This window comes from Streptomyces sp. NPDC008001, assembly GCF_042958085.1.
Lineage (GTDB): Bacteria > Actinomycetota > Actinomycetes > Streptomycetales > Streptomycetaceae > Streptomyces.
In genome coordinates this window covers 539,433-551,115 of record NZ_JBIBIZ010000005.1, presented here as the reverse complement: position 1 = coordinate 551,115, position 11,683 = coordinate 539,433, and the positions used below count along the sequence as shown (strand labels likewise).

At 71.9% G+C, this 11,683-nt stretch carries 15 protein-coding genes; 4 read left to right on the top strand and 11 right to left on the bottom strand.

All coding sequences use genetic code 11. The annotated features are described in order from the left end of the window. Positions 1-374: 374 nt before the first annotated feature. Entirely contained in the window at positions 375-1,046 is a 672-nt protein-coding gene (locus tag ACFZCD_RS16610; RefSeq protein ID WP_391831281.1) for a DNA-3-methyladenine glycosylase, read from the bottom strand. A gap of 46 nt (positions 1,047-1,092) precedes the next feature. Here ACFZCD_RS16610 and ACFZCD_RS16605 point away from each other — a divergent pair, with 46 nt between their 5' ends. Then, positions 1,093-1,875, top strand: coding sequence for a sporulation protein (locus ACFZCD_RS16605; protein WP_391831341.1), 783 nt, complete (start codon positions 1,093-1,095; stop codon positions 1,873-1,875). Between the two features lie 40 nt (positions 1,876-1,915). Here ACFZCD_RS16605 and ACFZCD_RS16600 read toward each other — a convergent pair whose 3' ends face one another. Both ACFZCD_RS16600 and ACFZCD_RS16595 read right to left on the bottom strand, forming a co-directional pair. Continuing rightward, the gene (locus tag ACFZCD_RS16600) at positions 1,916-2,347 is read right to left on the bottom strand and encodes a barstar family protein (RefSeq protein ID WP_391831279.1); all 432 of its coding nucleotides are present in this window, start codon (positions 2,345-2,347) and stop codon (positions 1,916-1,918) included. Beyond that, positions 2,344-2,814, bottom strand: coding sequence for a ribonuclease domain-containing protein (locus ACFZCD_RS16595; protein ID WP_391831277.1), 471 nt, complete (start codon positions 2,812-2,814; stop codon positions 2,344-2,346). The genes ACFZCD_RS16600 and ACFZCD_RS16595 overlap by 4 nt, the downstream gene beginning before the upstream one ends. A gap of 100 nt (positions 2,815-2,914) precedes the next feature. Here ACFZCD_RS16595 and ACFZCD_RS16590 point away from each other — a divergent pair, with 100 nt between their 5' ends. Beyond that, on the top strand, positions 2,915-3,454 hold the full coding sequence (locus ACFZCD_RS16590; RefSeq protein WP_391831340.1) for a YbhB/YbcL family Raf kinase inhibitor-like protein: 540 nt from the start codon (positions 2,915-2,917) through the stop codon (positions 3,452-3,454). A 420-nt stretch (positions 3,455-3,874) separates the two neighbouring features. Then, positions 3,875-4,369, top strand: a complete 495-nt coding sequence (locus ACFZCD_RS16585) for an HNH endonuclease (protein WP_391831275.1) — start codon at positions 3,875-3,877, stop codon at positions 4,367-4,369. On the opposite strand, the gene ACFZCD_RS16580 is transcribed toward ACFZCD_RS16585, so the two are convergent. From ACFZCD_RS16580 to ACFZCD_RS16565, 4 genes are all read right to left on the bottom strand, one after another. After that, the gene (locus tag ACFZCD_RS16580; protein WP_391831273.1) at positions 4,366-5,139 is read right to left on the bottom strand and encodes a sulfite exporter TauE/SafE family protein; all 774 of its coding nucleotides are present in this window, start codon (positions 5,137-5,139) and stop codon (positions 4,366-4,368) included. The two genes, ACFZCD_RS16585 and ACFZCD_RS16580, sit on opposite strands and share 4 nt — an antisense overlap. 164 nt (positions 5,140-5,303) lie before the next feature. Then, complete coding sequence (locus ACFZCD_RS16575) at positions 5,304-6,239, bottom strand: SPFH domain-containing protein (RefSeq protein WP_391831271.1); 936 nt, start codon at positions 6,237-6,239, stop codon at positions 5,304-5,306. A 154-nt stretch (positions 6,240-6,393) separates the two neighbouring features. Then, entirely contained in the window at positions 6,394-6,804 is a 411-nt protein-coding gene (locus tag ACFZCD_RS16570) for an NfeD family protein (RefSeq protein ID WP_391831338.1), read from the bottom strand. A 93-nt stretch (positions 6,805-6,897) separates the two neighbouring features. Next, positions 6,898-7,689, bottom strand: coding sequence for an ABC transporter ATP-binding protein (locus ACFZCD_RS16565; RefSeq protein WP_391831269.1), 792 nt, complete (start codon positions 7,687-7,689; stop codon positions 6,898-6,900). 108 nt (positions 7,690-7,797) lie between these two features. On the opposite strand from ACFZCD_RS16565, the gene ACFZCD_RS16560 reads away from it, so the two are divergent. After that, positions 7,798-8,604, top strand: a complete 807-nt coding sequence (locus ACFZCD_RS16560; RefSeq protein WP_391831267.1) for a hypothetical protein — start codon at positions 7,798-7,800, stop codon at positions 8,602-8,604. 97 nt (positions 8,605-8,701) lie between these two features. Here the strand turns inward: ACFZCD_RS16560 and ACFZCD_RS16555 are convergent, their stop codons facing one another. From ACFZCD_RS16555 to ACFZCD_RS16540, 4 genes are all read right to left on the bottom strand, one after another. Next, positions 8,702-9,160 (bottom strand): chaplin, encoded by a 459-nt coding sequence (locus ACFZCD_RS16555; RefSeq protein ID WP_391831265.1) that lies wholly within the window; start codon positions 9,158-9,160, stop codon positions 8,702-8,704. 176 nt (positions 9,161-9,336) lie between these two features. Beyond that, complete coding sequence (locus ACFZCD_RS16550) at positions 9,337-9,573, bottom strand: chaplin (RefSeq protein ID WP_391831263.1); 237 nt, start codon at positions 9,571-9,573, stop codon at positions 9,337-9,339. Positions 9,574-9,725: 152 nt separating this feature from the next. Then, positions 9,726-10,376, bottom strand: a complete 651-nt coding sequence (locus ACFZCD_RS16545; RefSeq protein ID WP_391831261.1) for a response regulator — start codon at positions 10,374-10,376, stop codon at positions 9,726-9,728. Continuing rightward, positions 10,369-11,547: a GAF domain-containing sensor histidine kinase gene (locus tag ACFZCD_RS16540; protein WP_391831259.1), complete on the bottom strand. Its 1,179-nt coding sequence runs from the start codon at positions 11,545-11,547 to the stop codon at positions 10,369-10,371. Before ACFZCD_RS16540 ends, ACFZCD_RS16545 begins: the two co-directional genes overlap by 8 nt. Positions 11,548-11,683 lie beyond the last annotated feature (136 nt).

The following is an 11,683-nucleotide window of genomic DNA, read 5'->3' as shown; positions in this document are numbered from 1 at the left end:
CTGGCGTTGACTTTTGGCACGCTGTTGAGTTCTCAAGGAACGGACGCTTCCTTTGTACTCACCCTCTCGGGCTTTCCTCCGGGCGCTTCCCTTCGGTATTTCGTGTTCCGACTCTATCAGATCGTTTTCCTTGCCGTTTCCGGCTCGAATTCGTTTTCCGATCCCCGTCGGCGGGGTGTTCACTACTTTAGCGGCTTTCCCGTCCGGCTCCTAATCGAGCCGGTCGAGTCCGTTCGTCGTCATATTTCGGCACAGCAAAATATGACCCCGATCCGGGGTGACCTCGTAGTAGTGAGTTGCCGCCCACCGGTCCGTGCACACGGCACGTCCGTCTCAAGCGGCTCGGGCTACGTTAGGTCTTCCTCGCCCCGGAGTCAAGCACCGGCCTGTCGGCCCGTCATGCCGCGTCCTGCGCGGTTCCGCGGGACGTGCGCGCGGTACGGGCTGACCGTCGGGTCGCCGTCCGCCCAGAAGCGCCACGGGTGGGTCGCGCCCGCTCCGCCCACGCCCGTGCGCGGGCCGTTGCGGATGCGGTCCGGGTGGACGGGGTGGCCGGTGAGCACCGAGAGCGGGGCGTCCGGGCCGGCGCAGACGTCCGTGCCGTTCAGGGCGCGGTCGACACTCAGTGCCGTGGCCAGGCGAGCGGGGCCCTGGGCCAGCTCGCGGTCCTTGCGGGCCTTGGGGCGGCGTTCCCGGGCCAGCTCCTGCCCCTTGATCACTTCGCCCGCCCTGAGGAGGACGCCGCTCGCGGTGCCCTCCTCCCCGCAGACGAGGTTGAGGCTGAACCACATGCCGTAGATGAAGTAGACGTACGCGTGGCCGGGCGGTCCGAACATCGAGGCATTGCGCTCGGTGCGGCCGCGGTAGGCGTGCGAGCCGGGGTCCGCCTCGCCCGCGTACGCCTCGACCTCCGTGATGCGGACCTCGATCGGTCCGTCGGGGGTGGTGCGGACGAGGGTGCGGCCCAGCAGCTCGGGGGCGACCTCGAGCACGGGACGGGCGAAGAAGTCCCGGGTGAGTGGCATACGGTCAGGCGCGGCGATCATGCCTATCGAGCGTAACGGACCGGAACGGAAGGACGAGGTCGCAGTCATGGGGTTCAAGAAGCTGCTGGCGAGCCTGGGCGCGGGGGGCGCTTCGGTGGAGACGGTGCTGTTCGAGGAGAACGTCGTCCCGGGCGGTGTCGTCCAGGGCGAGGTGCGCATCCAGGGTGGCTCCGTCGCCCAGGCGATCCAGGGCCTGTCCGTCGGGCTGCAGGCCCGCGTCGAGGTGGAGGGCGACGACAGCGAGTACAAGCAGGACGTCGAGTTCACGCGCGTCCAGCTGGGTGGCGCCTTCGAGGTGCAGGCGGGGGCGGTGCACACGGTGCCGTTCGGGCTGGAGATCCCGTGGGAGACGCCGGTCACCACCTTCCTCGGCCGGCACCTGACGGGCATGAACGTCGGTGTGACGACGCACCTGGCGATCGCCCGTGCCGTCGACTCCGGCGACCTCGATCCGGTGAACGTGCACCCGCTGCCGGCGCAGCAGGCGATCCTGGACGCCTTCGGGCAGCTGGGCTTCGCGTTCAAGAGCGCGGACCTGGAGCGCGGCCACATCCGCGGGACGCGTCAGCGGCTGCCCTTCTACCAGGAGATCGAGTTCCGGGCGCCGGCGCAGTACCGGGGGCTGAACGAGGTCGAGCTGTCGTTCGTCGCGGACGACCGGGAGATGGACGTCGTGCTGGAGATGGACAAGAAGCCCGGGCTGTTCACCGAGGGCAGTGACACGTACCGGTCGTTCACGGTCGACCTGCAGGCGTACGGGCAGACGGACTGGGCGGCGTACCTCAACCAGTGGCTGGCGGAGGTCGGCGGCAAGCGCAACTGGTTCTGACCTGCTCGCCTCATCCGCTCCCCGCCGCTGGCCCCGTCGCTCACCCCAGGAGCACCGCCAGCGGTGACTCCGCCTCGGCCCAGTAGTCGACGGCGTCGGCGAAGACGGCTTCCGCCGTGCGGGCCTCGCGCGGTGTGGCCTTCCTGAAGGCCGTCCACTCCTCGGCGAGGACGAGGAAGCCGCGTGCCTTGCCCTCCTCCCGCCACCACGAGAGGTCGGTGAGGCAGTCGGCGAGGGCGTCCCAGTTGCGGCCGAACCAGTCGGGGAGCTCGAGGTCGGTGGCGCACCGGTCCATGAAGGCGGTCTTGGTGGTCACTCCGCCGAGGTGCAGGGTGGCCCCCCGCCAGTCGGCCTCGGCGGCGAGGCCCATGACGCGGGGGGCGGTGTCGGCAGGAGGCAGCCGGTAGACGCCCGGCGGGGTCGTGCCGAGGAGGAGTCCGGTGAGTCCGGGGGCGGGCAGCAGGTCGGTCATGGCTGTACCACCGCTTCGAAGGTTTCGTAGTGGTCGCTGGTGTAGAAGCGCTCGGAGTGGCTGCCGGCGATGATGCGGCGGGCGCCTCGGGTGCGGGAGCCGGGCGTGGGGACGGTGTACTCGTGGTAGTAGCCGCGGGACTGCTTCGGCAACCGGTTCTCGTAGTTGCCGAAGACGGTGCCGTCCTTGTCGTACGGGAAGGGTCCGCCCTTGTCGATGAGGTCGAGGGTCTGACGGGCCTCGGGCGGCAGCTTGGCCCGGGAGACGGTCTTCATGCCGCGGGCCCACGAGGGCGCGGGCGGCGCGGCGGTCGAGGCGCCGCCCGTGCCGCTCGCGCCCTTCTTGCCATGCCCGTCGGAGGAGGAGCAGGCGGGGAGGAGGAGCAGGGGGAGGGTGGCGAGGAGGACGGTCAGGGCGCGCAGGGCGCGGCCGGCCGGTCGTCCGGTGGGGCCAAACAGTCGAAGCACGCTTCGTATGGTCTCAGCCGCAGCCGTTGAGGGCTCGTTAGGCTGACGACTTCAGGTTCAGATGTTCCGCAGCATTCCGTGCGTGACAGGAGGCACAGAGGTGTCCGAGCAGAAGCGACGGCCGCTCCCCCACGATTTCCACCCGCCCGTGCCCTCGTTCACGGTGGTGAGCGACGATCTGACGGACGGTGGACCGCTCGGCCGGGGTCAGGTGCAGAGTGGCGGGAACACGTCTCCGCACCTGCGCTGGGAGGGCTTCCCGGCCGGTACGAAGAGCTTCGCAGTGACGTGTTACGACCCCGACGCGCCGACGGGCAGCGGGTTCTGGCACTGGGTGCTGTTCGACATCCCGGCCTCGGTGACGGAGCTGCCGGCGGGTGCGGGCGGCGGGGACATGAAGGGGCTGCCGCCGGGCGCGGTGCACGCGCGCAACGACTACGGCACGCGGGACTTCGGCGGGGCCGCTCCGCCGGCGGGCGACGGGCCGCACCGCTACGTGTTCACGGTGTACGCGGTGGACCAGGAGAAGCTCGGGCCGGACGCGGACGCGTCGCCGGCCGTCGTGGGCTTCCACCTGCGCTTCCACGCGCTGGGCCGGGCCCAGCTGATCGGCGAGTACGAGGTGCCGGCCGGGGGCTGAGGCCCCGGACGCGGGCCCGGGCGGGTGTGCTGCGCGGGCCCGTACCGGCGTGGCTCCCGGAAATTCCGTTGCGCCCCGCCGCCCTGAATCGCACAGTGGTGCATGGCTGACGGCTCCGCACATGGCCGTCGGGCAGTGGACACCGCAGTGGCGGGGGCGGCGGGGCGCACGTGCGTCCGCGGTCTGCCGGAGCCCGGCTGCGTGCCGGGCGGCCGCGTCCGCTGCCGTACGCTCCGGGCCCGTGTTCGTTACGGGGGAAGGGCCCGGAGCGTCGCCCCCGTTCCTCCTCTCCTCCTGCGCGCCCACGCTTCCTCCAACTCCCTTTTCTGCAGCGGAAATTGCGTTGTCCGCCGCAGGACGGCACCGGCACAGTTGAGCCATCCTGCCGCTGGGGCGGGGGTGAGCCGGGAGGTGGCCGGGATGCGGGAGACGCTGGTCCTCAATGCGAGCTTCGAGCCGTTGGCGACGGTGTCGCTGCGGCGGGCCGTGGTGCTCGTGCTGCAGGGCAAGGCCGTGGTCGAGCAGGCCCGGCCCGGGCGCCGGGTGCGGGGTCCGGCGGTCGAAGTGCCCGCGCCCCAGGTGATCAGGCTCTGCCGGTACGTGCGGGTGCCGTTCCGAAGACGGGCGCCCTGGTCGCGCCGGGGCGTGCTGGTGCGGGACCGGCACCGCTGCGCGTACTGCGGGAGGCGGGCCACGACGGTGGACCACGTGGTGCCGCGCTCCCGCGGGGGCGAGGACAGCTGGCTCAATACGGTCGCCGCGTGTGCGGAGGACAACCACCGCAAGGCTGACCGGACTCCGGAGCAGGCGGGGATGCGGCTGCTGAGGCTGCCGTTCGAGCCCACTCCGGCGGAGTCGCTGCTGCTCGCGACGGGGATGTACGCCGACCCCGGCCGCCGCAGCTTCGTGGCCTAGCGCAGCAGCATCTGCACGATCGCCACGACGCCCACCACGACGATGACGCCGCGCAGCGCCGTGGGAGACAGGCGGCGGCCGACCTTGGCTCCTATCTGGCCGCCGAGGGTGGATCCGGCGGCGATGAGCAGGGCGGCGGTCCAGTCGACGTGGGCGGCGAAGACGAAGAACAGGGCGGCGACGCCGTTGACGACGACGGCCAGGATGTTCTTGAGGGCGTTGATGCGCTGGAGCTCCTCGCGGAGCAGCAGGCCCATCAGGGAGAGGTAGAGGACTCCTTGGGCGGCGCCGAAGTAGCCGCCGTAGGCGCTGGAGAGCAGCAGGCCCACGAGGAGGACGGGGCCGCCGTCGGGGTGGGCGGTCTCCTCGGTGCCGTTGCGTTCGCGGCGGCGGGCGAGCGCCTTGGCGAGCCGGGGCTGGAGGACGACGAGGACGAGGGCGATGCCGATGAGGGCGGGCACGATCGCGTTGAACGCCTTGGACGGCAGGGCGAGCAGCAGGACGGCTCCGGCGAGTCCGCCGATGAAGGCGGTGATGCCGAGGCGGACGGCGCGGGCGCCCTGGCCGCGGAGTTCGCGCCGGTAGCCGATGGCTCCGCTGATGTTGCCGGTGACCAGGCCGATGGTGTTGGAGACGTTGGCGGTCACCGGCGGCAGGCCGATGGCGAGGAGCACCGGAAAGGTGAACAGGGTGCCGGAGCCGACGATGGTGTTGATGGTGCCCGCGCCGATGCCGGCGGCGAAGACCGCGAGTGCTTCCCAGATGGACAAGGCCATCTCCTTCATGATCCGTTTGTCGCCTCCCCGCCGTGGAAGGTCGGGGGGCCTCGTTGATCATGCAGGAGAGGGCGGTCGCCGGTCGAGGGCCGTCCGCCGCCGGAGCCCGCGGTCGCCCCCCGCGGGATGGTCCGCGCCGGGGGCCGCGCGGGTGTCCGTCAGTCGATGCCGGGCTGCTCGCGGCGCGGCGAGTCCTTGGTGGTCCTGGGCGCGCCGCCCGTGGGGTTGAGGCTGCCGACGGCACCGCTGAGGCCCTTGAGGGCGTCGCCGATCTCGCTGGGCACGATCCAGAGCTTGTTGGCGTCGCCTTCGGCGATCTTCGGGAGCATCTGGAGGTACTGGTAGGCGAGCAGCTTCTCGTCGGCGTCGCCGGCGTGGATGGACTCGAAGACCGTACGGATGGCCTGGGCCTCGCCCTCGGCGCGCAGCGCGGCGGCCCGGGCCTCGCCCTCGGCGCGCAGGATCGCGGACTGCTTCTCGCCCTCGGCGGTGAGGATCTGCGACTGGCGGATGCCCTCGGCGGTGAGGATCGCGGCGCGCTTGTCACGGTCGGCGCGCATCTGCTTCTCCATCGAGTCCTGGATGGAGGTCGGGGGCTCGATGGCCTTGAGCTCGACGCGGTTGACACGGATGCCCCACTTGCCGGTGGCCTCGTCGAGGACGCCGCGCAGCGCGGCGTTGATCTCCTCGCGGGAGGTGAGGGTCCGTTCGAGGTCCATGCCGCCGATGATGTTGCGCAGGGTGGTGACGGTGAGCTGCTCGATGGCCTGGATGAAGCTGGAGACCTCGTAAGTGGCGGCCCGGGCGTCGGTCACCTGGTAGTAGATGACGGTGTCGATGTTGACGACCAGGTTGTCCTGGGTGATCACCGGCTGCGGCGGGAAGGGCACGACCTGCTCGCGGAGGTCGATGCGGTTGCGGATGGAGTCGATGAAGGGGACGACGATGTTCAGGCCGGCGTTGAGGGTGCGGGTGTAGCGGCCGAAGCGCTCCACGATGGCGGCGCTGGCCTGCGGGATGACCTGCACCGTCTTCATGAGGGCGATGAAGACGAGCACCACCAAGATGATCAGGACGATGATGATCGGTTCCATCGTGGCTCCCCGTGCCTCTGGTCGTTGATCGGGCGGATCGGATCCGGCGGATCGGGTTGATCCAGTTCGAGTCTTTCAGAACGCGGTGCCGCCGTGCAGGTGTTGACGGCACTTCACGGCATCCCCTTCACATCGGGACGTCCGCATCACGGCGTCACATCACCACGGCGGTCGCGCCCTCGATCTCGACGACGTCGACGTGCTCGCCGGCTTCGAAGACGCGGTCCGCGTCCAGGGCGCGCGCCGACCAGATCTCACCCGCGAGCTTGATCCGGCCACCGCTCTCGTCCACCCGTTCGAGGACGACGGCCTGGCGGCCCCGGAGGGCGTCCACGCCGCTCGCCAGCTCGGGCCGCTGGGCGCGGTGCCGCATGGCGACCGGGCGGACGACGGCGATGAGGGCGACCGAGACGGCCGCGAAGACGATGAACTGCGCCACGGCGCCCGCGCCGAGCGCGTTGGTCACGGCGGCGGCGACGGCCCCGGCCGCGAGCATGCCGAACTCGGGCATCGCGGTCACGACCAGCGGGATGCCCAGTCCGACGGCGGCCACCAGCCACCACACCCATGTGTCCACAAGGTCATGGTAGGCGCGGTGACCGCCCCGGGACAGGGCGCCCGCGGCGGGGCGCCCCGGTCCGCGCCGGCGGGCGCGGCGTCAGGAGAGCGGCAGGCCCTGGGCCGTCCAGCGGTCGCCCCTGCGCTCGACGACCAGGGGGAGGCCGAAGCAGTGCGAGAGGTTGCGGGAGGTGAGCTCCAGCTCGACGGGGCCGGCCGCCAGCACCTTGCCCTGGCGGATCATCAGGACGTGGGTGAAGCCCGCGGGGATCTCCTCGACGTGGTGCGTGACCATGATCATGGAGGGGGCGAGCGGGTCGCGGGCGAGCCGGCCGAGGCGGCGGACGAGGTCCTCGCGGCCGCCGAGGTCGAGGCCGGCGGCGGGCTCGTCGAGCAGCAGCAGCTCGGGGTCGGTCATCATCGCGCGGGCGATGAGGGTGCGCTTGCGCTCGCCCTCGGAGAGGGTGCCGAACTTGCGGTCCAGCAGCTCCGTCATGCCGAGGACGTCGAGGAAGGCGCGGGCGCGCTGCTCGTCGACCTCCTCGTAGCTCTCCTGCCACGTGGCCGTCATGCCGTAGGCGGCGGTGAGGACGGTCTCCAGGACGGTCTGGCTGCGCGGCAGCTTGTCGGCCAGGGCGATGCCCGCCACGCCGATGCGCGGACGCAGTTCGAAGACGTCCACCGCGCCGAGCTTCTCGCCCAGGACCTTGACCGTGCCCGTCGTCGGGAAGAGGTAGCTGGAGGCGACATTCAGGAGGGTGGTCTTGCCGGCGCCGTTGGGGCCGAGGATGACCCAGCGCTCCCCCTCCTTGACCGACCAGGAGACCTGGTCCACCAGAGCCCGGCCCTCGCGGACCACGGATACGTCCACCAGTTCCAGCACTTCGCTCATGAGCGCGTTGTCTCCCATTGCAGTCTCGTCGTCGCGGCGCCGGTAAGCGCAGCCCCCAGGGAAAACCTACGCCACCCGCCGGGGACGCCAGTCCTTAGGCTGGTGGCCATGCTCGATGAACATCGCTCAGGACGCCTCACCGCGTGGGGAAATGCCCTTATTGCGGGTTTTGCCGCACCTGATGACGCCGCGCACCACATCACCGGAGATGACGCCGTCCACCGAGTCGTCGGCCTTCCCGGTGAATCCGGGCCCGTCGGCCTGACGCTCGCGCTCGGCCGGCTGCGGGCCCTCGGGGCGACGGGGCTGCGCCTCGCGCTGCCGGCGCCGGGGCACCCGCTGGGCCTGAGCGGCCCGCCGGAGTTCAACGCCCGCGCCCTGGAGGCCGAGGAGGCCGTCCTCGCCTCGGGGGCCGCGCTGGGGCTCGTCCCGGAGGTGCACGAGGCCGGTCCGCAGGGAGATGTGCACGTCGAAGTCGTCTGGCACTGCCTGCCCGCGCGGGACGCGCACCCGGCGGACGTGCCCTCGCTCGGGGAGGCCGAGCGGGAGCTCGCGGAGGCGCTGCGGGACGCCACGGAGGTGCTCACCCGGCTGGACGTGGCGGGGTCCGGGCCGGTGGCCCAGGCGGCGCTGGAGGCGTACCGGGCCCGGGCCGAGCGCGGGAGGGAAGTGCTGGCACCCGGCTATCCGCCGCGGGCGGTGCGGGTGCTGGAGCTGGCGCAGCGGGTGGGGGCGCTGATCGCGATCGCCCACGAGCCGGGGGACGGCGGCGGCCGGGAGCACGGGGCCGCGGTGAGCGCGTCGGAGATAGCGGCACGGGCACAGGCACTGCGGCCGGTGGAGCGGACGGCACGGCGGGCCCAGGTGGCCGCGTACAACGCGATCGTCGAGGAGCGGGCCCGCGGGCAGCACTGAGGCGGCGCGGCCCGGTGCCCGGACGGCGGGAAGGCCCCGCGGACCGGGTCCGCGGGGCCTTCCTGTGCGTCGCGAGAACGGCGCGGGAGCCGACGGGTCAGTCGTCGTCGTTGTCGTCCCAGTGGCCGCCGTCGTGGCCTTCATGGCCTCCGTGGCCTTCGTGGCCTTCGTGGCCTTCGTGACCACCGTGGCCCTTGTGGCCTTCGTGGCCGCCCCAGTGACCGTGGTGGACCTCGCGGTGGCTGTGGAACTCGTCCCAGCCCCGGTCCGCGTTGACGCAGGTGTTCCCGAAGGTCGGGTTGAGGAGCCCGATGATGTCGATGGTGTTGCCGCAGATGTTCAGCGGCACCTGGATCGGCACCTGGATGACGTTGCCGGAGACAACGCCGGGCGAGCCCTTGGCGACGCCCTCGGCGATGGCGCCTCCGGGGTGGTGGCGGTGCAGGTTCACCTCGCGCCCACCGTGGTGGTCGTGAGCGGCCGCCACGCCGACCGAGGAGCCGACGGCGAGCCCGGTCACCGCCAGGGCGAGGGCGGCTTTCTTGGCACTGTTCATGAGGGTCTTCCTTCTGCTGACGATCTCGGCGGCCCCAGCCGCGGGGTCGCGTAGTGATGAACGCCAGCGCACCGCCGACGGCACGGCCATCGGCGGTGTTGCCCTCGTTCGGACGATTGATCGCCCGCACCTGCCCGGCTATGCGGCGCACACCGGGCAGGCAGGAGGCACCGGTCTTACTTGTTGACGCAGAGGTTGCCGGCGGCCGGGTTGAGCGCGCCGACCACGGTGAGGGTGTTGCCGCAGAGGTTGACGGGGACACCCACCGCCACCTGGGTGACGTTGCCGGAGACAACGCCCGGGGAGTTGACCGCCTTGCCGTCAGCCTGGTGCGCGGAAGCGGCGCCCGCACCGGCGATGGCGAGACCGCCGGCAGCGATGGTGAGGACTGCGGCCTTCTTCATGTTCTTCACTCTTCTTATGACCTTCCTAGGGCGTTGCCACGGCCAGCCGCCGCGGTACGTCCTGGAGAACGGGCTGCGGCCATTCGGGTTGCGGGGCCGGAGCTACAGCCACACGGTCGTATGAATCTCTGATCAGAATGCGACGTTCCGTTTTGCCGTGCTCACGCGCCGATCCCATGTCGGACGGCCCACAGCGCCGCCTGCGTGCGGTCGGCGAGGTCCAGCTTCATGAGGATGTTCGACACGTGGGTCTTGACGGTCTTCTCCGAGAGCACCAGCGCCCGGGCGATCTCCCGGTTGGAGCGGCCGTCCGCGATCAGCGCCAGCACCTCCCGCTCCCGCTCGGTGAGCGCGTTGCCCCGCCCCTGGCTGCCGCCGGGCCCGCCCTCGTCCTGCGACAGCAGCGCCCCGGCCACCTCGGGCTGCAGCAGGACGTGCCCGGCGTGCACCGAGCGGATCGCGCCGGCCAGGGCCTCCGGGTCCACGTCCTTGTAGACGTAGCCCGCCGCGCCCGCGCGCAGGGCCGGGATGACCGTGCGCTGCTCGGTGAAGCTGGTGACGATCAGCACGCGCGCGGGGTTCTGCAGCTCCCGCAGCCGGCGCAGCGCCTCGATGCCGTCCGTGCCGGGCATCTTCACGTCCATGAGGACGACGTCCGGGCGCAGCTCCTCCGTGCGCTCGACGCCCTCGGCGCCGTCCGCCGCCTCCCCCACCACCTCGATGTCGTCCTGGACCTCCAGGAAGGTGCGCAGGCCCCTGCGGACCACTTGGTGGTCGTCCACCAGCACCACTCGGATCACGGCCTCAGCCACCGGGCACCTCCATCTCGATCGCGGTGCCCATCCCGGGCTCCGAGGTAACGGTCAGACTGCCGCCGACGCCGCTCGCGCGGTCCCGCATCGACACCAGGCCCAGGTGGCGGCCGGCCCGGCGGACGGCGTCGGGCTCGAAGCCGCAGCCGTCGTCGGCGACGCACAGCGTCGCGCCCTGGCCCGCCCGGGTGAGGGTGACCTGGACGCGGCCCGCCCCGGAGTGGCGCAGGGCGTTGTGCAGGGCCTCCTGGGCGACGCGCAGCAGCGCCTCCTCCTGGGCGGCCGGCAGGGCCCGTATGCCGTGCGAGGCGAAGGTGACCTTGGCGGTGTGGGCGCGGTCGAGGACCTGGACCTGGGTGCGCAGGGTGGCCACGAGACCGTCCTCGTCCAGCCCTGCGGGCCGCAGCTCGACCACGGCGGCGCGGAGCTCGTCGGTGGCCTCGGCGGCGAGCCTGGCGGCCTCGTGGAGCTCCTCCTTGGCGCGGGCCGGGTCGCGGTCGATGAGCGCGGCGGCGGCCTGGGCGGTCAGGCGCAGCGAGAAGAGCTTCTGGGCGACGGCGTCGTGCAGCTCGTGGGAGAGGCGGGCGCGCTCCTCGGCGATGGTCAGCTCGCGGCTGCGCTCGTAGAGGCGGGCGTTGGTGAGGGCAATGGCCGCGTGCTGGGCGAGCACGCGCAGCAGTTCCTCGTCCTCCGCGGTGAAGCCGCAGGTGGGTGCGGCTTCCGCAAGGCCGCAGGGCGGTTCGCCGGGGTGGTCGGAGCGCTTCTTGTTGGCGAGGAAGAGGGCGCCGAGGATCTCGTCGCCGTCGGCGATCGGCATGCCGATGAAGTCGCGCATGTCGGGGTGGGCGGCGGGCCAGCCGCCGAAGCGGGGGTCCGCGCGGACGTCGGCGAGGCGCTCGGGGGTGGCCCGCTGGATCATCGAGGCGAGGACGCCGTGCTGGCGGGGCAGGGGTCCGATGGCCTTCCACTGCTCGTCGCTGACGCCGTCGACGACGAACTGGGCGAATCCGCCGTGGTCGTCGGGGACGCCGAGGGCCGCGTACCGGGCGTCCAGCAGTTCGCGTGCGGAGACGACGATCGTTTTGAGGACGTCGTGCACCTGCAGGTGTCTGCTCATGGCGAGGAGTGCGGTGCTCACGGCCGTCAGGCCGGAGCGGGGGCCGGTGGTCATGGCTTCACCGTATCCAGGGGTGCCGTTCCCACGGGTCGGGCCCGGGACGGCTGAGGCCTGCGACCTCGGGCTTAGGCCGGTGGTCCCGCCGGCCCCGCGCGGGACGACTGCCCGGAACCAGGTGTGGGCAGGCTGC

What these genes read in the sequence shown, in the direction of transcription:
- ACFZCD_RS16610 (WP_391831281.1), bottom strand. Translation starts at nt 1,046, where the DNA reads ATGATCGCCGCGCCTGACCGTATGCCACTCACCCGGGACTTCTTCGCC.
- ACFZCD_RS16605 (WP_391831341.1), top strand. Translation starts at nt 1,093, where the DNA reads ATGGGGTTCAAGAAGCTGCTGGCGAGCCTGGGCGCGGGGGGCGCTTCG.
- ACFZCD_RS16600 (WP_391831279.1), bottom strand. Translation starts at nt 2,347, where the DNA reads ATGACCGACCTGCTGCCCGCCCCCGGACTCACCGGACTCCTCCTCGGC.
- ACFZCD_RS16585 (WP_391831275.1), top strand. Translation starts at nt 3,875, where the DNA reads ATGCGGGAGACGCTGGTCCTCAATGCGAGCTTCGAGCCGTTGGCGACG.
- ACFZCD_RS16575 (WP_391831271.1), bottom strand. Translation starts at nt 6,239, where the DNA reads ATGGAACCGATCATCATCGTCCTGATCATCTTGGTGGTGCTCGTCTTC.
- ACFZCD_RS16565 (WP_391831269.1), bottom strand. Translation starts at nt 7,689, where the DNA reads ATGAGCGAAGTGCTGGAACTGGTGGACGTATCCGTGGTCCGCGAGGGC.
- ACFZCD_RS16560 (WP_391831267.1), top strand. Translation starts at nt 7,798, where the DNA reads ATGCTCGATGAACATCGCTCAGGACGCCTCACCGCGTGGGGAAATGCC.
- ACFZCD_RS16555 (WP_391831265.1), bottom strand. Translation starts at nt 9,160, where the DNA reads ATGAACAGTGCCAAGAAAGCCGCCCTCGCCCTGGCGGTGACCGGGCTC.
- ACFZCD_RS16540 (WP_391831259.1), bottom strand. Translation starts at nt 11,547, where the DNA reads ATGACCACCGGCCCCCGCTCCGGCCTGACGGCCGTGAGCACCGCACTC.